The organism is Cupriavidus sp. 2SB (genome assembly GCF_005503625.1).
GTDB lineage: Bacteria > Pseudomonadota > Gammaproteobacteria > Burkholderiales > Burkholderiaceae > Cupriavidus.
Genome location: NZ_SCMX01000055.1, coordinates 19,002 through 37,779, shown reverse-complemented (window position 1 = coordinate 37,779; position 18,778 = coordinate 19,002). Strand labels below are relative to the sequence as shown.

The following is an 18,778-nucleotide window of genomic DNA, read 5'->3' as shown; positions in this document are numbered from 1 at the left end:
GACCTCCCGGGCGGTGCCTGATTTCTCCTCCTTTTCCGTTGTGGAAAGCTGCGCCGGTGTCTAACCGGCGCTTTTTTTTGGCTTTTTCAAAGTGAATTCACGGTGATCGGCGCCGATTTCGCTCCCTAACGCCCCCATTTCGCGGTCATTTCGCCGACATTGCGGCCAGTTCCACCCCGGAACAGGCACGTCTCCCCCGCAGTTGCTAAAATAGCCGGTTCCTTCGTCCCGCTCTCCGCAGGACACGCATTCCCACCCCTCTGAACGGCTTTTTCATGACCGCACGCCGCATCCTCGTTACTTCTGCCCTGCCGTACGCCAACGGCCAGATTCACATCGGCCACCTGGTGGAGTACATCCAGACCGACATCTGGGTGCGTTTCCAGCGAATGATGGGCAACGAGGTCTATTACGTGGGCGCCGACGATACCCACGGCACGCCGGTCATGCTGCGCGCGGAAAAGGAAGGCATCACGCCGAAGCAGTTGATCGACCGCGTCTGGACCGAACACAAGCGCGATTTCGACAGCTTCCTGGTCTCCTTCGACAACTACTACAGCACGGACGCCGAAGAAAACCGTGAACTCTGCGAGAAGATTTACCTGTCGCTGAAAGACAAGGATCTGATCGCCGAGCGCGATGTCGAGCAGTTCTACGACCCGGTCAAGGAAATGTTCCTGCCGGACCGCTTCATCAAGGGCGAATGCCCAAAGTGCCACGCCAAGGACCAGTACGGCGATTCGTGTGAAGTTTGCGGCACGACGTATGTGCCCACTGACCTGAAGAACCCGTATTCCGTGGTGTCGGGCGCCACGCCGGTGCGCAAGTCGTCGACGCACTTCTTCTTCCGCCTGTCCGATCCGCGCTGCGAGACGTTCCTGCGCGAGTGGGTGGCCGACCTGGCCCAGCCCGAAGCCAGCAACAAGATGCAGGAGTGGCTGGGCGCCGAAGGCGAAGCCTCGACGCTGTCCGACTGGGACATCTCGCGCGATGCGCCGTACTTCGGCTTCGAGATCCCGGGCGCGCCGGGCAAGTACTTCTATGTCTGGCTCGATGCCCCGATCGGCTACTACGCGAGCTTCAAGAACCTGGCGGCCAAGCGCGGCATTGACTTCGACGCCTGGGTCGGCCCGCACTCCACCGCCGAGCAGTACCACTTCATCGGCAAGGACATCCTGTACTTCCACACGCTGTTCTGGCCGGCCATGCTCAAGTTCTCGGGCTACCGCACACCGACCAACGTGTTCGCGCACGGTTTCCTGACGGTCGATGGCGCCAAGATGAGCAAGTCGCGCGGTACGTTCATCACCGCGCAGAGCTATATCGACACCGGCATGAACCCGGAGTGGCTGCGCTACTACTTCGCCGCCAAGCTCAACGCGAGCATGGAAGACCTGGACCTGAACCTGGACGACTTCGTCGCCCGCGTGAACAGCGACCTGATCGGCAAGTACGTGAACATCGCCAGCCGTGCAGCGGGCTTCCTGGTCAAGCGTTTCGACGGCAAGGTCAATGAGGCCGCTCTGGCCAATCCGCTGCTGGAGCAACTGCGCCAGGCCGCCCCGCAGGTGGCTGCGTACTACGAAGGCCGCGAATACAGCAAGGCGCTGCGCCTGGTGATGGACCTGACCGACGCCGTGAACGCGTTCGTCGATACCAACAAGCCGTGGGAACTGGCCAAGGACGAAGCCAAGCGCGACGCCCTGCACGCGGCCTGTTCGGTCTCGCTTGAAGCCTTCCGCCTGCTGACCGTCTACCTGAAGCCCGTGGTGCCGGAGATGGCTGCTGGCGTGGAGCGCTTCCTGAACGTGGAATCGATGGACTGGCGCGCCATCGACACCCAACTGTCGGCGGACCGTCCGATCCAGCCTTACCAGCATCTGATGACGCGCGTCGATACCAAGCAGATCGACGCCCTGCTGGCCGCCAACCGCGATTCGCTGCAAGCTGCCGCCGTCCCCGCTGCTGCAGCGGCCGAAGCCGCCATCGAACCGATTGCCGACACGATCACGATCGACGATTTCGTGAAGATCGACCTGCGCGTGGCGAAGATCGTCGATTGCGTGAAGGTGGAAGGCTCGACCAAGCTGCTGCAACTGACGCTGGACGTGGGCGAAGGCAAGACCCGCAACGTGTTCTCGGGCATCCAGGCGGCCTACACGCCGGAACAGCTCAAGGGCAAGCTCACCGTTGTCGTCGCCAACCTGGCACCGCGCAAGATGAAGTTCGGCATGTCCGAAGGGATGGTGCTGGCAGCGTCGGCGGCAGACGAGAAGGCGAATCCGGGGCTGTGGATTCTGGAACCGCACAGTGGCGCGGTGCCGGGGATGCGGATTCGTTGATTCGCGGATCGATCGCCAACTTGCTCTTGCTCCCCTCTCCCGCCGTGCGGGAGAGGGGAGCACACCCTCAGCAGATTCTTACCCTCCCTGCCTCCGCGACGGATCATCACTCCGCGACGTCGTACTCACCGTGCCGTCCGGGTTGAAATGCACGTTGAAGAACGCGCGGTCGATGCTCGTTTCCATCCAGCGGTAGCCCCACACCTCTTCCTGCTTCAGGCGGAACGCCTCGACCTTGGTCGGCTTGCCCAGTAGCCGACGGATCTGGTCCTTGTTCATGCCGGGCCGCACCTTGGCGAAGTTCTCGGCGGTCAGTACCTGCTCGATCGAGCGCACCGTGCCATCGGCATTGGTGGTGACCATCCACGTCGTGGTGCCTTCGGGGCCGCGCGGATATTCCAGGCGGCGGCCGCCGTCCGGTTCCTCCCACACGATCTCGGGCTTGCCGGCCTGACGGCGGATATCGTCCTCGGTGGACTTGCCGATCTCGATGCCCTTGAACAACTGGCTGTCAGGCTTCACGCTGTTCCACGTGTTCCGGGCCACGTCACCGGCTTTCTTCATCGTCTCGTCCACCTTCTGCTGGTCGCAACCGAACAGGGCAAGCACGCTCGCAATCAGTCCCATGGCGGTAAGGCGTCGCGCGGACGCATGAGTCAATCGGGTCAATCGAGTCATCATCGGCCTATCGTTTGATCGCTTCGACGGGATCGCCAGCCGGAGCGCTGGCGCCCTGCGCGGCCGGATCGGCGTCGGCGGTACGCCGGCCCGAACCGCCGGAGAACAGCGTACTCCAGTTGTTGAACCGGCGGTTGAACAAGACGGACAGGCCATTGATCGAACCACCCTTGGCAATCAGCGACCAGCGCCGCGAGAACGCCCAGGTGAGCTTCACCACGTTCGATGCCGAGGTCAGACTTTGTTCGTAGCCCACAGAGATCTGGTCAGAGACCGCCTTGCCGATGCTGACCACCTGCTGGTCGTTCAGGCCGGCGGTACTCGGTCCGATGGAAAATTCGTCGATGCCGAAGTGCGAGACCACGCTTTTTCCCGCCTTCCCACCGATCATGCCCAGCGCCGCGCCACCGAGTGCGCCCCCGCTCAACTGCCGCTGCTGGCTTGTTCCCGCGCTTTCGGCGCCGTAGCCGAACATCAGCCATGACAACTTGTCCTCGTCGGGTACGTTTGGCTCGGACACCAGTCGCACACGCGGAATCCGCACTGTGCCGGTCACCTCCACGCCCGCTTCCACTTCCTGGTTGCGGCGCATCGCGCGGATGTTGATGTTCGGGTTGTCCACAGGACCATTGAAATTGATGATGCCGCGATCGATGTTGAGCTTGCGGCCAAACGCCTCGTAGGTGCCATCCACCACGCGCACCGTGCCCGTTGCGCGCATCGGCGCCAGCGGTTCGCTCTTGATACCCAGCGTGCCGGCCAGCAGGATATCGGCGCCCGCCCCACGGAAGCGGAAGTTGTCGCCGAGGTCGATCGCCACGTCGATCAACGGACTGAAGCGGCTGGCCGGTTTCGACTCGGGTACGACGGGTGTAGCGGCCGTCTTGACCTCACGCTGGTCGCTGCGGCGCACCACCACCACATCGTCGCCCAACACCGGCGCGCCAGCCTTCGGCAAGTCGAACAGCCCGCGATCCACGCGGAACTTGCCGCGTATCGCGATCTGCTTGTTTTCGTTGGCGATGCCTGCCTCGCCCGAGACGATCAGCGTGCGCTCGGGGCTGGCGAACAACTGCAGCTTGTCCGCGACGATCTTGCCCGTCAGGTTGGGATCGGTCTCGCCGAGCTTGATGGCGCCGGTAGCCGTCAGCGTGCCGTCGCCGCCGCGGAAATGCACCTGCTTCAGCTCCACCGTATTCTGGTCCAGCACCACCTGCACCACGCCATCGGTCAAGCGGATGCCGAGGTCGTACAGCGTAATGCCGATGCCGCTGCCATCGATCGAACCCGTCAGCAACGGATTGCCCACCGTACCGGCGAGTTGCAGCGCCGCCGCCAGCTTGCCATCGAGCGCGTACTGCGGCCCCGCCAGCGCCTCCAGGGATTTCAGGCGCGGCATGTCGGCCGTGACCGTACCACCAAGTGTCGAGGCCGGCCCCACTGTCAGCAGTCCCTGCTCGCTGACGAGTCCTGCCGAAGCATCGACGACCAGCTTGCCGAGCCGCTGCGCCGTGGTGCCGCCGCGGAGCGTCACGCGGTTGCCGGAGAACTCGGCGCGAAGGCCGGTCTCGCCCAACCCCAGCGCGGTCCATCCACGGCCCGCGTTGATCGAGGCATCGCCGCTACGGCGCCGGATGTCCGCAAACCCGGTGGCCGTCTCGGCAAGGCTCAGGTTCCAGCTGGCATCGAGCACAAGGTCCGAGCGAATGGGTGCCGACTCTCCCGTGAATGTCTCCAGCAGCTTGAGGATGTTGGCGACTTCCACGCCATCCATGCGTCCCTGCGAGCGGATGCGGCCATGGTCGAACTCGAAGCCCTCGATGTTCATCGTGGCCTTGGCAAACTGCAAACGCGTCTGGCCGAGCCGGATGTGCTGTTCCGCCACCAGCAATTGCGCGGGCGCGGTGAGGCGCACGTTGACGGTGCCCCGCTCGTCCAGCGTCTGGATCGTGCCGTTCCAGCCCTGGTCGCCACGCCACGCGCCCTGCCCGGCCAGCGAGAGTTGCAGTGGCTGCCCGTTCATCGTGCCAGCCGCCTTGGCATCGAAGGCGTGATTGGCCTGCGTGCCCTTGAGGTTGGCATCGAGCGTACGCACCGATGCCTGCGGACCCTGATAGTCGCGCACGGCGAGCTGGACATTGACGGTGCCATCCAGACCGCCGCGCAGTTCGGCGTGGCCGCTGGCATTCGCCACCTTGTGCGGACCTACGACCAGAGACTGCGCGCTGTAGTCGCCCACGATCTCGGGCTTCTTCAACGTGCCAGTGACCTCGGCATCGAGCTTGGCCTTGCCGGCCACGCCGAATTTGAGCCGATCCAGTTGCGGCGCGTCGACATTGACCTTGAGCCGATCCCCACGCGCCCCGAAGCTGCCGTTCAGGTTCACCTGGTTGCCCGCCATCAGCAGCGATGCCTCGCTCGGCAGCAACCGCTCGCCTTCCAGCCGGACCCGCCCCTTGCCAGTCATCGGCAGCCCTGCGTATTCACTCTCGCCCAGCGCGAAATCGAGCGCCACGCGCAGCACGTTTGCCAGCGAGCCCTTGGTCGAGAAATCGGCATTGATACGCCCCGGCGCCACCTTGGCGAGCCGCGACGGATCGAAATTGGCAAGCTTGCCCTTGAAGTCGAAAGCCTGCTCGCCCTTGAGACCGAGCTTGCCATCGGCGGTCAGCGTGCCGCTACCCAGTCCGGCGCGCAGCGCGGACAGCGTGACCGACTCCTCGTCGATCTTCGCATCGGCGAACAGCTTGATCTCGCCGCCCGCCACGTCAAGTGCCACACTCTGGCGCCCCGGCTCCAGCCGCAGGATCACCGGGCCGGACAGATTGGTCTTCACCAGCGTGGTGTACAGCGCGGCCACGTCGAGCCGCCGCACGTCGAGATCGAAGCCGCCGCGCCCGTCCTGCAGCGCGCCCTGCCCGACGATCTCCGCACGCCCTGGCAGTGCGATGCGCAGGTCGCGCAGCGTCTGCGTTTTCTCGCTGAGTTCCACGCGCGCCGTCACGCTGTGGACGGGCAAGCGCTCGCGGTCGATGGTGCCGGGATCGAGGTTGCGTATCGTGACCTCGCCCGCTACGGCGAGGGGATTCGACGTTGGCGCGGCAGGTGTCGGCACGGGCGCGGAAGCCAAAGCTGCCGAGGCCGCCTCCACCGCGCTGGCGGTCGATTCGCCGGGCTTCGGCGCGGCCACGCGCGGCGGCGGCGCCACGGCTTCCACGGGGCGCAATTCCGCATGCACGGTCAGATTGGCCTGCGGTGCCGTGGGGCTGAACAGGCGCGGATTGATGCGCTCGCCGTCGATCAGCAGGTGCGTGAACGGCACGCGGCCAAAGGGCGTGACATCGGCATTGGCGCGCGCGCGGATACGGTCTCCGGTGGCGTCGACATCGGCACGCAGTTGATCCAGCGAGCCATTGGCCCTGGCGGACACTGCGTACGCTTCTTCCTTCCACTTGCCTTCGAGCAGTGCCTCGGCGGACAGCGCAAACGGCTTCTGCCCCGCAATCTGCGCATTGGCCTGCAGCTTGCCGTAAGGCGTAGTCAGCCGGTCCACGGTCAGCCGGTGCCGCAGGCCATCGCTATGCAGCGTGGCGGCCAGATCCGACAGCACGAGTGGGCTCGACGTGGCCGCCGGCCCCTGCAGCAGCGACAACTCGCTCACGGTCAGCGTATCGATATCGACAGCAAGGGGGAGTTCCAGCGACTCGGGCATCTTCGCCGGCTCGGTGCTGGGCGCCGACGCCGGCAGCCGCGCATCGATCTTGCCGAGCTTGAGCCATTCCACATGCAGGCGACGGGGCGACCACGACATCTGCCATTTGGCGTCGATGCGGTCGATGGTCACGCGTGTGTCGCCGCTGGCAAACACCAGATCGTGCATGCGCAGCCCGCTGGCCACGGTGCCCCCATCAAGCTGCCCTGCCAGCATGCCCGCCGAGAAACGCGTGGCGAGATTCCACACCTGACGCGTACCCGCCTCCGTGCGCAGCGCCGCCACCACCGTGACCACAATCGCCACCAGCAGCAGCACAAGCAGGCCGACGAGCCACGCCAGGACCTTCCAGACGCGGTGGCGCTTTGGCTTGCGGGGCGCGCGCGGCGTGTTCTCGTCGTCACGCGGCACGGGGGGCATGTCCGGAATACTCATCAGAACGCCACCCCGAGCGAGATGTGCGGCCGGAACTGCTTCTCCTGGATGCCGTAGCCCACATCGAGCTGCACCGGACCCACCGGGCTGCGCCAGCGCGCGCCAACACCCACGCCGTGATAGATCTTCACGCCAGCCAGGTTGTTGGTGGCCGTGCCCATGTCCCAGAACACCGCCGCGCCCCACTCGGGCTTGAACCAGTACTGGTATTCGACGCTACCCGTGCCCAGGAAGCGCGCCGGCAGCACGCTGGCGCCGTTAGGCGTACCGATCGACTGGTAGCTGTAGCCCCGGATCGAGTCGGTGCCCCCCGCGCGAAAACGCAGCGACGCCGGAATCAGCGCCGGATCGCTCGACGTGATGTTCGCGCCCAGTTCCAGCCGCGCGATGAACAGGTCGCGATTGCCCACGGGCACGTACTGCCGGACCCGGCCGTACAGCCGCAGGAACGTGGCATCGCTGAGCACGTTCTTGGCCGCCACGCCGACCTGCGTGTTGATCACGTTGCCCCGGCGCGGGAAGACCGGGTTATCCACATCGCGGCGCGTCCATGCAAAGGCCGGCACCAGCGCCTTCGATATCTGCGAGGGCTGCCCGTATGGCGTGAGGTTGTCGTAGTAGAAATCGAGCGAGACCGTGGTGTCGTACTTCTCGCGCGAGCGGGACCGCTTGAGACCGCCGCGCCAGCTGGTGAGGTCGGTGCTCTCGATGTCGATGGTGCGCTCGTAGCTGCCGTAGATACTGTTGCGGTAAGTGTGGGTATCCGGCGGCATCGCCGTTTCCACGAACGCGTACTGGCGCTTCTGCTCGATCCGCGCCTGCGAATCGAACACCCATGCGCGGTTGAACAGGTTGTAGTAGGAATAGCGGCCTTCCACCTGCGCGCCGGTATCGGTCGTGTAGCCCACACCGGAACTGAGCCGGTGCGTCGGATATTCGCGCACCCTGACGCGCACGGGCGCGATCACGGTCTCCTGCTGCGCGGCGGCCTCGGCGGAGGTTGCCGCCGGCGGCTCCAGCAGATCAACCTGCACGTTCGAGAAATACGGCTGGTTCTGCACCGCGCGCTGAAACTCCAGCAGTCGCTCCACGCGGTACGGCTCCCCTTGCGACAGCGGATTCACGTTCTGAATGATGCGGGCGGGATAGCGGCGCGTGCCTTCGATTTCAAGCGGGCCAAGTACATAGGCCGGGCCGCTCTCGAACTTCGCCGACAAATCGGCGGCATGTTCCTCGGGCTCGACACGCGCCTGCGACGCGGTCATCCTCGCGCCGTAGTAGGTGTGGCTCTGCAACTGGACGAGAGCATCCTCCTTGGCCTTGTCCCAGTCCGCCTGACGGAAGGGGTCGCCCACCGGCAGACCCCATTTCTTGCGCATCTCTTCGATCTGCCTGGGCGACTGTGTGGCCGCCGGGCCGGTCACGCTCAGGTCCACGCGCCGGATTTCAGTGCGCGCGCCGGGCACCACCTTAATCTTGACCACGCGCTGGTCGCCCTCGCCTTCCACGGTAGCCGTGGTCTCCGGATCGAACCAGCCTTCGGTGGACGCGAACTGGCGCACCTGGTCGCCCACGGTTTCCACCATGTAATGGAACTGGTCGTCGGAAATATCGGTGCGGTCGCGGTAGCGCGAGAGGTCGAGGTGTTCCTTGAGGATGTCCTTCAGCGGATCGGGGGCGTCGATCTCGACCTTGTAGGCGTCCTTGGCCTGGGCGTCGGGTATCCAGACCGCGCAGGCCAGCAGCAAGGTGACAAGGCAGGAACACGCGCGCGTGAAGAGAGCGCCACCCGAGCCGGGGCGTCGCGTCCTGCCTGCGGCGATCAGTCCGGCCATGTGGCCAAAAACCAGGCTCATCCGTCCTTGGGGTCCAGAAACAAGTCGCTATTTGACCACACCGTCGGCGACGACACGCCATTCCCGTCCGCAAAAATAAAGATTCATTGGCCGCCACGGCGGGTGGCCGCGCCGATACGGTAAAATCTCGCCCCGTTACCCCCAACGCCGCCCGGAAAGGGCTCAGGTTTCGCCATGGCCATGTACGAATCGGATATCACCCAGTTCCTGAAGACGCTCAAGCAGGAACGCCCTGCCCTGGAGGCGGAGCAGCGCCAGGGCCGCAACCTGCTGTGGGACAAGGCGCCGATCGACCTCGAGGAACGCGCCCGCGCCGACGAATCGCGCGTGGCCCAGAAGCCTTACGTCTACTCGTCGGACAACTGATCGGCCCGCGCCGGTCAGTCCCTCGCCCTCTCCCCGCATGCCATCGAGCGATCCGCTGGAGCAGCACCCGCAGGACAAGCTGAGCCTGCCGGTGGAACTGCCCAGCGTGGCCCCCATGGGCAGCGCCGCCAATCCCGCCGACATGATCGACGGCATGGCGTTCGCGCGCCTGTATGGCGAGCCGCTGTTCAAGCTTCCGCAGGATCTCTATATCCCGCCGGACGCGCTGGAGATCTTCCTCGAAGCCTTCGAAGGTCCGCTCGACCTGCTGCTGTACCTGATCCGCAAGCAAAACTTCAACGTCCTGGACATTCCGATGGCCCAGGTGACGCGTCAGTACCTTTCGTACGTTGACCAGATTCGCAAGACCAATCTGGAACTGGCGGCCGAGTACCTGCTGATGGCGGCGATGCTTATCGAGATCAAGTCGCGCATGCTGCTGCCGGTCAAGAAGGCGGACAGCGACGACGAGGCCGAGGACCCGCGCGCCGAACTGGTGCGCCGCCTGCTGGAATACGAGCAGATGAAGCTGGCCGCACAGCGGCTGGACACCGTGCCGCAACTGGGCCGCGATTTCCTTCGCTCGCAGGTCTACATCGAGCAGAGCCTGGCACCGCGCTTTCCCGATGTGGAAACCGTGGACCTGAAGGCCGCCTGGGCCGATGTGCTCAAGCGTGCCAAGCTGAACCAGCATCACAAGATCTCGCGCGAGGAACTCTCCGTGCGCGAGCACATGAGCCAGATCCTGCGGCGGCTGCAACACGCAAGGTTCATGGAATTCACCGAGCTGTTCGAGGACGCCATCCGTTCCGGCAAGGGCGTGCCCGTGGTGGTGGTCAACTTCATCGCCATGCTCGAACTGTCGCGCGAGTCGCTTGTGGAAATCACCCAGGCCGAGCCGTTCGCACCGGTTTATGTGCGATTGGCGTACACGCCGGCCTGACTGTCCCGCCTGGCGGACGTACCGAGGCCCATCCCCAGGCCTGAACCGGCGCGGATGCTCTACAATCCGCCGACAGCCGGCCCACGCACCCACATGAGAGTCCGGCATACCCGGCCCCGCCCCGAAGCACGGCGGCCGGGACGCTCCTACCACGACCGCTCACCACATTCATGAAAGTCATTTCTTCGATCGAGGCGCTACGGGACCAGTTGCGCGGCCAGAACCGCGTGGCATTCGTTCCCACCATGGGCAACCTGCATGAGGGCCACCTGTCGTTGATGCGTCTGGCGCGCCAGCACGGCGACCCGGTGGTAGCGTCGATCTTCGTCAACCGGCTGCAGTTCGGCCCGAACGAGGATTTCGACAAGTACCCGCGCACGCTGCAGGACGATATCGAGAAGCTGCAGAGCGAAGGCGTCTACGTACTCTTTGCCCCGACCGAGCGCGACATGTACCCGGTGCCGCAGGAATACCGCGTCGATCCGCCGCATGATCTGGGCGATATCCTGGAAGGCGAGTTCCGCCCCGGCTTCTTCAAGGGCGTCTGCACCGTGGTCATGAAACTGTTCTGCTGCGTGCAGCCGCGCGTGGCCGTGTTCGGCAAGAAGGACTACCAGCAGTTGATGATCGTGCGCCGCATGGCCAAGCAGTTCGCCTTGCCCGTGGACATCATCCCGGCCGAGACCATTCGTGCGGAAGACGGCCTGGCGCTATCGTCACGCAACCGCTACCTGACCGAAGCCGAACGCGCCGAGGCCCCCATCCTCTACAAGACACTGCACGAAGTGCGCGACACCGTGCTCGGCAACGGCAATGTGGACCTGCTCAAGGTGGAAGCCGATGCGCTGGCGAAGCTTCAGGGCCGTGGCTGGCAGGCTGACTATGTGTCGATCCGCAAGCAGGACAACCTGCAACCTCCGACGCGCGAGGAATTCGCGGCAGGAGAACCGCTGGTGGTGCTGACGGCCGCGAAGCTGGGGAATACGCGGTTGATTGATAACCTCGAGATCTAACTCGCTCCAGCTTGTTTGCTCCCCTCTCCCGCGAAGTGGGAGAGGGGCGGGGGAGAGGGCCAGCCGTGCAAATTGCGAGCGGTCGGCAAGCAGACCCTCCGGCCCTCTCCCCTAACCCCTCTCCCGCCCGCGGGAGAGGGGAACAATTCTCCCCCGCTCCCTCTCCAGATGCCGCCGATGTCCGCTGCGGCGTTTCCACCAGATCAGCACTCCCGTCACGGCAAACGCCAGCGGCATCAAGCCGAACACGGTGATGAACGCACGGCCGTAGCTGCCGAACGCTTCGCCGGTGTGGAGCGGAAAGAGCCAGCTGATCAGCGTATCGCCGGACGCGCCATTGAGCGGGTCGCGCACGCCAAGCGGGCGGCCGGTATAGGCGTCGAGCCACAGGCGCGTAGCGCCGCTGCCGCCCTGGATCTCGGCGTTCTGCCGCAGGCGCACCTCATACGCATCGCCAGGTTTGCGCGGCAGGCCCACGCGCGTCACCAGTGCGTCGGGAAACTGCTGCTGCGCGGCGGTCATGGCCTGGGCCGGGGTGATTGCGCGGGTGCCGGGCGGCGGTGTCTCGGACTGGTGCTTCACCTGGGGACTCACCGTGGCCACGCTTGCGATGATCGGCGTGACCCATTTCGGCAGGTTCAGATACCAGCCCGAAAACGCGGTGATGGCCAGCACCGGCGCCACGAAAATCCCGGCGGCGCGGTGGAACGAATAGTTGAACCGCGACCACGAACCACCGTGGGTAATCCGCACCGCCTGCTTCCAAGCACGCTGGGTGGCCTTGGGCCACCACAGCGCAATGCCCAGCAGGACCGACAACAGCAGCATCATCCCGGTCACGCCGATGATCGTCTTGCCGGTATCGCCCGACAGCAGGTAACGGTGAAGATGGAACATCGTCGGCAGCAACTGCGGGCGCGAAAGCCCCGGCACGCCCCAGAGCCGCTCGCCCTTCACGGCCAGCGTGATGGGATCGATCATGACCTGCCGCGAGCGTCCCACCGCCGCCTGTTCGCCATGGATGGGGTAATAGGCGATGAACACGTCATGCTCGTCCACCGGCAGCATCAGCAGGTTCGGCTTGCCGTACTTGGGATCGGCCAGCAGTCTCGCGGTCACCGTTTCCACGGTGGCCGCGCCCACGGGAATGCGCGTGGCGGAAACAGCCTGCAGCAGATCGGGGTTGAGCCACCTGTCGAGTTCGTCACGCCAGGAAATCGCCGTACCGGTCAGGCCCAGCATGATGAACAGCAGTCCGAAGACCAGCCCGATGTAAAGGTGTAGCTTGCGGAGTACGGTGCGAAGTCGGCCGGAGACCATGGCGAGGGCAATTGTTGAAAGGCGTTTTTCTGGCCGCTGAGGCCGGTTGCCCCCTGCAGCGCCCTTTTTTGAGGGCATTCGGCGTCGCATCTGTGCGCCAGCGCGCAAATGCAAATGCGAAGAATTCGCGATTCTAACAGTGCATTGTTAAGATCGGCTTCGCCCCCTGATTCCTCTATCCGGCGCGTTGCGCGCCTCCGTCATGCCCCTGATTGAACTGGTTCCTGCCACGTCGGCCGATGCCGACCTGCTGGCCTCGATGCACGCGGATAGCTGGCGCCATGCCTACGCCGGCCTGATTCCCAACGAATACCTTGACGTCCACGCCGTGAACGAACGCCTGGCCACCTGGCGTGCCCGCATGCTGGACGGTGCCGAAGCGCCCATCGAAGTCACGATCCTGCGCGTGGACGGCCAGCCGGCTGGCTTCTCATGCCTGATGCCGCTTGCCGAACCCGGCTATGGCATCTACGTCGACAACCTTCATGTGATGCAGCAGTATCACGGACGTGGCTACGGCAAGACGCTGATGTCCCATTGCGCTTGCCGCGCGGCCAGCCAGTGGCCGGGCAAGGCGCTGTTTCTCTACGTGCTCGATGGCAATGTCCAGGCGCGCGAGTTTTATCGTCGGCTCGGCGGCGTGGAATCGGACATGTTCAACGACCCGTTTCCCGGCACCGACTTCATGGTGGCCGTGCGCCGCGTGACCTGGGAGGATGTGGACGCGCTGGTCAGCCGGCTTGCGCCGGGACCCTGACGACCTGTCCCGTTAAGGCTGCACCAGCGGCGCGAACATCGCGCCAAGGTCGAGGTTGGCGGCCATGCTATCGGCCAGCCGCTCGATCGATGCCTCGCGCAGTGCATCGAGGTCCACCCCTTCGGCATGCGCCAGCCCGGCCCAGCGCAGTAGCGCACCGCATCCATCCGGCTGGTCGAAGAGGCCGTGGCAATAGGTAGCCAGCACCTGGTTGTCGGCGGACACCGCGCCGTCGGCACGGTTGCCGCCATTGCCATCGTCCAGCCAAAGCGCAGGACGATCGAGCGCGGCGCCGACGGTCACGCCGAGGTGGATCTCGTAGCCTTGCACAGCCGCGCCCTCGCCCTCCATCAGCGCCAGCCGCCCGCTGACCCGCCGCAGCTGCTTGTCAGACGCCAACGTCGTTTCGAAGTCCAGCAGCCCAAGCCCTTCGCTCGTGCCCGCCGGACCTTCGCGTCCATCGGGATCGTGGATCAGGCGACCCAGCATCTGCATGCCACCGCAGATCCCCGCCAGCTTGCCGCCATAGCGCAAGTGCCGCTGCAAGGCGCGATCCCACCCATTCTCGCGCAGGAATGCCAGGTCGGCCCGTACGCTCTTGCTGCCGGGCAGGATCACCAGGTCCGCAGGCGGAATCGGCATGCCGGGTCCGATGAAACGCAGGTCCACCTGCGGATGCGCGCGCAGCGCATCGAAATCCGTATGGTTCGAAATACGCGGCAGCACGGGCACGATCACGCGCAGCACCTCGGCATCGCCATCGCCACGCGCCACCTGCCCGCTGGCAATGGCGTCTTCCGCATCGAGGTGCAGGCCGTGCAGGTAGGGCAGCACGCCGAACACCGGCTTGCCCGTGCGCGCAGTCAGCCAGTCCAGCCCCGGTTGCAGCAGCGCGATATCGCCCCGGAAGCGGTTGATGATGAACCCCGTCACGCGCGCCCGTTCGGATTCGGACAGGCAATCGAGCGTGCCCACCAGATGGGCAAACACGCCGCCCCGGTCGATATCTGCCACGATCACGACCGGACAATCCACGCGCTCCGCGAAACCCATATTGGCGATGTCGCGGTCGCGCAGATTCACTTCGGCGGGGCTTCCCGCGCCCTCCACCATCACCACGTTGTAGGCCCCGGTCAGCCGCGCATGGCTTTCCAGCACCGCCGCCATCGCCTGCGGCTTGTAGGCGTGATACGCGCGTGCGTCGAGGTCCATACGGGCACGGCCGTGAATGATGACCTGAGCGCCGATGTCGCTGCTCGGCTTGAGCAGTACGGGATTCATGTCGGTATGCGGTGCCAGCCCGGCCGCCTGCGCCTGCAGCGCCTGCGCACGGCCAATCTCCCCGCCGTCGACGGTCACCGCGCTGTTGAGCGCCATGTTCTGCGGCTTGAACGGCGCCACCGGCACCCCGGCACGCGCCAGTACGCGGCACAGTCCGGCCACGATGGTGCTTTTGCCGGCATCGGATGTGGTGCCCTGGACCATCAGCGTGCCGCGCAGGGCACGCGCGGCATCGGGAATCGGGAAGTTGGCGGCGGGATCGTTTCGCATCGCGAGATTATCGCAGCAGCCCCGGCTTACGGCGTGGCGAAATGGATCGCCAGCCTGCAAGTTCCGTGCATGCGGCGGCGCGATGCGACGGCTACAATACGCCGGATGAACACCCAGGCCCCCCCTCAGGCGCTCAATATCACGGCTGCCGCCGAACCGGCTGCGGCAGGCGCCGCCACGGCCAGCGATCCGGTCACCGAGACCGCCGCGCAACCACAGTCGTCCAACCCGGGGCCGGCGCGCGAACTGACGCTGGTACTAGGCGGCGCGCGCTCGGGCAAAAGCCATTTCGCCGAGCAGCTTGCCACCGACCACGCCGCCCTGATGCGCGGGCCGGTCACGTACATCGCCACCGCGCGCCACGATGCCGAACCCGCCGACGAGGAGATGGAGTTGCGCATCGCACTGCATCGCGCGCGTCGTCCGGCTGACTGGACGCTCGTCGAGGAGCCGGTCCATCTGGCGGACGCGCTCTACGCCCACGCGCGGCACGATGGCTGCATCCTCGTGGATTGCGTAACGCTGTGGTTGAACAACCTGATCTTCGGCGATGGCCGCGAGTATCCCGACCACGGCGTCATCACGCCGCCGCCTGCGTTCACCGAGGAAATCGACGCGCTGATGACCGCGCTGCCGATGCTGCCCGGCCACGTGATCCTAGTCTCGAACGAGATCGGCTTCGGCGTGGTGCCGATGGGTGCCATCACGCGCTTCTATGTCGATGAGCTGGGACGCCTGAACCAGAAGCTGGCCGCCGCCGCCGATCGCGTGCGCCTGCTCGTAGCCGGCATCCCGGTGGCCGTCAAAGATCCTGCCTCCCCCACTTCCCCTGCCCGCGGCAATCACGCGCGATGATCATGTTGTCCTGGGCCGCCTGCGTGGCGGCCGCACTCGCCGGCGTGCTGCTGGACCGCTGGCTTGGCGAGCCACGCCGCTGGCATCCGCTCGTCGGATTTGGTCGCGTGGCCACCGCCGTCGCCAATGCCCTGAATCGTCCCGCACGCAGCGCGCCTCGACAACGACTTGCCGGATTGTTTGCGTGGACTTTGATCGTGCTGGGACCTGCCGCCCTGGCGTGGTGGATTGTCGCGCGGGCCAACGCCGTGCATCCCCTGCTCGCGTGGATATTGAACGCCGTGGCACTCTACTTCGCGCTGGGCGCGCAGAGTCTCGCGCAACACATCGCGCCGATTGCCGATGCGCTGGATCGCGATGACCTGCCCACCGCCCGCACGCTGACCGCGCGTATCGTCTCGCGCGATACCGCCGATGCCGACACCGAGGCGCTGGCGCGCGCGGCCTGCGAATCCGCCCTTGAGAACGGCAACGACGCGATCTTCGGCGCGCTGTTCTGGTTTCTCGTGGGTGGCGCGCCGGCCGTGATCGTGTTCCGCCTCGCCAACACGCTCGACGCGATGTGGGGCTATCGCACGCCGCGCTGGGAAATGTTCGGCTGGGCCGCCGCCCGCATAGACGATCTGCTTAACCTGATACCGGCCCGGCTCACCGCGCTGTCCTACGCACTGCTCGGCGCCACGGCGCAAGCACTGCGCTGCTGGCGTACGCAGGCACCCGGATGGTCAAGCCCGAACGCCGGCCCCGTGATGGCGTCGGGCGCCGGCGCCGTGGGCGTGGCGCTCGGTGGCGGCGCGCGCTACCACGGCGAATGGGAAGAACGACCGCCGCTCGGCATCGGCGCGACACCGGCGGCCACGCATGTGCATGCGTGCCTGCGGCTCGTGCAACGCACGCTGTGGCTGTGGCTCGGTGTGGCGATGTTGAGCGTGCCACTGACCAGCCTGATAACGACATCATGACGAACACCATTCGACACGGCGGGGATCTCCAGCGTGCGATGAAGGAGTATGGAGGTCGCGCCCAATACTGGGTCGATCTCTCCACCGGCATCAATCCCGACGGCTATCCCGTGCCGCAGCTCCCCGCCTCTGCGTGGCAACGACTGCCCGAGGATGAAGACGGCCTCGCCGCATTCGCCGCGCATTACTACGATGCCAAACACGCATTACCCGTGGCGGGTTCGCAAGCGGCCATCCGCGCGCTGCCCACGCTGCTCAAGCGTGGACGCGTAGGCGTTGCCGCGCTCGGCTATAGCGAATACGCCCCGGCATTCGCCCGCGCAGGGCACGAGGTTGTGCTGCTCGACGAAGCCGATTTCCTGCGCGACGATCTTGGCGCATCGCTCGACCATCTGGTCGTCGTCAATCCGAACAACCCGACTGCACGGCAACTGCCGCCCGAGACACTGCTGCAGTGGCATGCGGACCTTGCGAAACGTGGCGGCACGCTGCTCGTGGACGAGGCGTTCATGGACTGCACGCCCGACCAGACCATTGCACCGCACAGTCATCTGAAGGGGCTCGTCGTGCTGCGCTCCATCGGCAAGTTCTTCGGGCTGGCCGGTGTGCGTTGCGGATTCGTGCTCGCTGCGCCTGCGCTGCTGACGGCGCTGTCCGAAGTGCTCGGTCACTGGACGGTGTCCGGCCCGGCCCGCGCCGTCGCACGAATCGTGCTGGACGATGTGTCGTGGGAATCGATCACGCGCGCACAGTTGATCCATCGCTCGGAAAAATTGCGCCAGTTCCTGGTCGAGTGCGGCTTCGAGCCCGTGCGCCATTCGCTGTTCTGCTGGGTGCCGCATCCCGATGCTGAATGGATACAGACTGTTCTCGCCGCAGATCAGGTCTGGACGCGCTACTTCCCGGCGGCAGGCGGCTCCCCGCCCGGCCTTCGCTTCGGACTGCCGCCCGGCTCCCCACGCGCCTGGGCGCAGATTTCCAAGGCATTCGATACCCTGTCCCAAGTCATGAACCCAGATGGCTACTAGATTTGCTTTCCTGATCGCCGCAGCGTGCCTTACGCTCGGCTCCGCCCACGCGGCCATCACCATCACCGACGACAGCGGCCAGCCCGTCACGCTCAACGCTCCGGCGCGCCGCATCGTCTCGCTGGCACCGCATGTGACCGAATTGATCTACGCGGCAGGCGGCGGTGACCGCATCGTCGGCACCGTGAGCTACAGCGACTATCCACCGCAAGCGCGGGACATCCCGCGCGTGGGTGACAACAAGTCGCTGGACCTTGAACGCATCGCCGCACTGAAGCCGGACCTGATCGTGGTCTGGCGCCATGGCAATGCGCAGAAGCAGACCGACCGCCTGCGCGCACTCGGCATGCCACTGTTCTTCAGCGAACCCCGCAAGCTCGAATCGATTCCCCAGAACATCGAGAAGCTCGGCGCGCTGATGGGCACCGAGACCGTAGCCAACCGTGCCGCCGCCGATTTCCGGCAGCAGGTGGAGACGCTGCGCAAGACCTACGCCGCGCGTCCACCCGTGACCGTGTTCTATCAGGTCTGGCAGCAGCCGCTGATGACGCTCAACGGCGAGCATCTGATCAGCGACCTGCTGACCCTGTGCGGTGGCCGCAATCTGTTTGCGAAGGAAACCCCGCTAGTGCCCACGGTATCGGTGGAATCGGTCGTGGCCGGCAATCCCGAAGTCATGCTGACAGCGGGCATGGGCGCCACCCGCCCGGACAAGCCACTCGCGGATTTCTCGATGTGGGAAAAGTGGAAGCAGGTCACGGCGGTTGCGCGCAACAACCTGTTCATCATCGACGGCGACCTGGTGAATCGCGCCGGGCCACGGGTGGTGAAGGGGGCGGCGGAGATCTGCAAGGATCTGGAGGTGGCGAGGTCGCGGCGGAGTTAGGTGTTTCTCTCCCGCTGTTGTTTTAGCTCCCCTCTCCCACACAGTGGGAGAGGGGTTGGGGGTGAGGGCACAGC

14 protein-coding genes are annotated in these 18,778 nt (G+C 65.4%); 9 read left to right on the top strand and 5 right to left on the bottom strand.

The genetic code is table 11. The annotated features are described in order from the left end of the window. Nucleotides 1-275 precede the first annotated feature (275 nt). A complete protein-coding gene (gene metG, locus FFS21_RS22485; protein WP_137926943.1) occupies nucleotides 276-2,342 on the top strand; it encodes a methionine--tRNA ligase in 2,067 nt (688 codons plus the stop codon). Between the two features lie 78 nt (nucleotides 2,343-2,420). On the opposite strand, the gene bamE is transcribed toward metG, so the two are convergent. From bamE to FFS21_RS22470, 3 genes are read right to left on the bottom strand one after another with little or no spacing between them, the layout of a single operon-like run. Next, the gene (bamE, locus tag FFS21_RS22480; RefSeq protein ID WP_137926953.1) at nucleotides 2,421-2,969 is read right to left on the bottom strand and encodes an outer membrane protein assembly factor BamE domain-containing protein; all 549 of its coding nucleotides are present in this window, start codon (nucleotides 2,967-2,969) and stop codon (nucleotides 2,421-2,423) included. Nucleotides 2,970-3,027: 58 nt separating this feature from the next. Continuing rightward, complete coding sequence (locus FFS21_RS22475; RefSeq protein ID WP_137926942.1) at nucleotides 3,028-7,167, bottom strand: translocation/assembly module TamB domain-containing protein; 4,140 nt, start codon at nucleotides 7,165-7,167, stop codon at nucleotides 3,028-3,030. Next, nucleotides 7,167-9,023 (bottom strand): autotransporter assembly complex protein TamA, encoded by a 1,857-nt coding sequence (locus FFS21_RS22470; RefSeq protein WP_137926941.1) that lies wholly within the window; start codon nucleotides 9,021-9,023, stop codon nucleotides 7,167-7,169. The genes FFS21_RS22475 and FFS21_RS22470 overlap by 1 nt, the downstream gene beginning before the upstream one ends. A gap of 174 nt (nucleotides 9,024-9,197) precedes the next feature. Here FFS21_RS22470 and FFS21_RS22465 point away from each other — a divergent pair, with 174 nt between their 5' ends. The 3 genes from FFS21_RS22465 (at nucleotide 9,198) to panC (ending at nucleotide 11,345) form a co-directional block, all read left to right on the top strand. After that, nucleotides 9,198-9,389 (top strand): DUF3460 family protein, encoded by a 192-nt coding sequence (locus FFS21_RS22465; protein ID WP_137926940.1) that lies wholly within the window; start codon nucleotides 9,198-9,200, stop codon nucleotides 9,387-9,389. 37 nt (nucleotides 9,390-9,426) lie between these two features. Then, on the top strand, nucleotides 9,427-10,332 hold the full coding sequence (locus tag FFS21_RS22460; RefSeq protein ID WP_137926939.1) for a segregation and condensation protein A: 906 nt from the start codon (nucleotides 9,427-9,429) through the stop codon (nucleotides 10,330-10,332). 170 nt (nucleotides 10,333-10,502) lie between these two features. Beyond that, nucleotides 10,503-11,345, top strand: a complete 843-nt coding sequence (gene panC, locus FFS21_RS22455; RefSeq protein ID WP_137926938.1) for a pantoate--beta-alanine ligase — start codon at nucleotides 10,503-10,505, stop codon at nucleotides 11,343-11,345. Nucleotides 11,346-11,456: 111 nt separating this feature from the next. Here panC and FFS21_RS22450 read toward each other — a convergent pair whose 3' ends face one another. Continuing rightward, on the bottom strand, nucleotides 11,457-12,665 hold the full coding sequence (locus tag FFS21_RS22450; protein WP_137926937.1) for a PepSY-associated TM helix domain-containing protein: 1,209 nt from the start codon (nucleotides 12,663-12,665) through the stop codon (nucleotides 11,457-11,459). Nucleotides 12,666-12,867: 202 nt separating this feature from the next. On the opposite strand from FFS21_RS22450, the gene FFS21_RS22445 reads away from it, so the two are divergent. Further along, nucleotides 12,868-13,422: a GNAT family N-acetyltransferase gene (locus tag FFS21_RS22445; protein WP_171020471.1), complete on the top strand. Its 555-nt coding sequence runs from the start codon at nucleotides 12,868-12,870 to the stop codon at nucleotides 13,420-13,422. 12 nt (nucleotides 13,423-13,434) lie between these two features. On the opposite strand, the gene FFS21_RS22440 is transcribed toward FFS21_RS22445, so the two are convergent. Next, nucleotides 13,435-14,973 carry a cobyric acid synthase gene (locus FFS21_RS22440; RefSeq protein WP_249359562.1) on the bottom strand — a complete coding sequence of 513 codons (1,539 nt, stop codon included), beginning with the start codon at nucleotides 14,971-14,973 and terminating at the stop codon, nucleotides 13,435-13,437. Nucleotides 14,974-15,078: 105 nt separating this feature from the next. On the opposite strand from FFS21_RS22440, the gene cobU reads away from it, so the two are divergent. From cobU to FFS21_RS22420, 4 genes are read left to right on the top strand one after another with little or no spacing between them, the layout of a single operon-like run. Next, nucleotides 15,079-15,828 (top strand): bifunctional adenosylcobinamide kinase/adenosylcobinamide-phosphate guanylyltransferase, encoded by a 750-nt coding sequence (gene cobU, locus FFS21_RS22435; RefSeq protein WP_137926935.1) that lies wholly within the window; start codon nucleotides 15,079-15,081, stop codon nucleotides 15,826-15,828. Next, nucleotides 15,825-16,790, top strand: coding sequence for an adenosylcobinamide-phosphate synthase CbiB (gene cbiB / locus FFS21_RS22430; RefSeq protein ID WP_137926934.1), 966 nt, complete (start codon nucleotides 15,825-15,827; stop codon nucleotides 16,788-16,790). Before cobU ends, cbiB begins: the two co-directional genes overlap by 4 nt. Beyond that, nucleotides 16,787-17,818 (top strand): threonine-phosphate decarboxylase CobD, encoded by a 1,032-nt coding sequence (gene cobD / locus FFS21_RS22425; protein WP_137926933.1) that lies wholly within the window; start codon nucleotides 16,787-16,789, stop codon nucleotides 17,816-17,818. Before cbiB ends, cobD begins: the two co-directional genes overlap by 4 nt. Next, nucleotides 17,808-18,704, top strand: coding sequence for a cobalamin-binding protein (locus FFS21_RS22420; RefSeq protein ID WP_137926932.1), 897 nt, complete (start codon nucleotides 17,808-17,810; stop codon nucleotides 18,702-18,704). Before cobD ends, FFS21_RS22420 begins: the two co-directional genes overlap by 11 nt. Nucleotides 18,705-18,778: the final 74 nt, after the last annotated feature.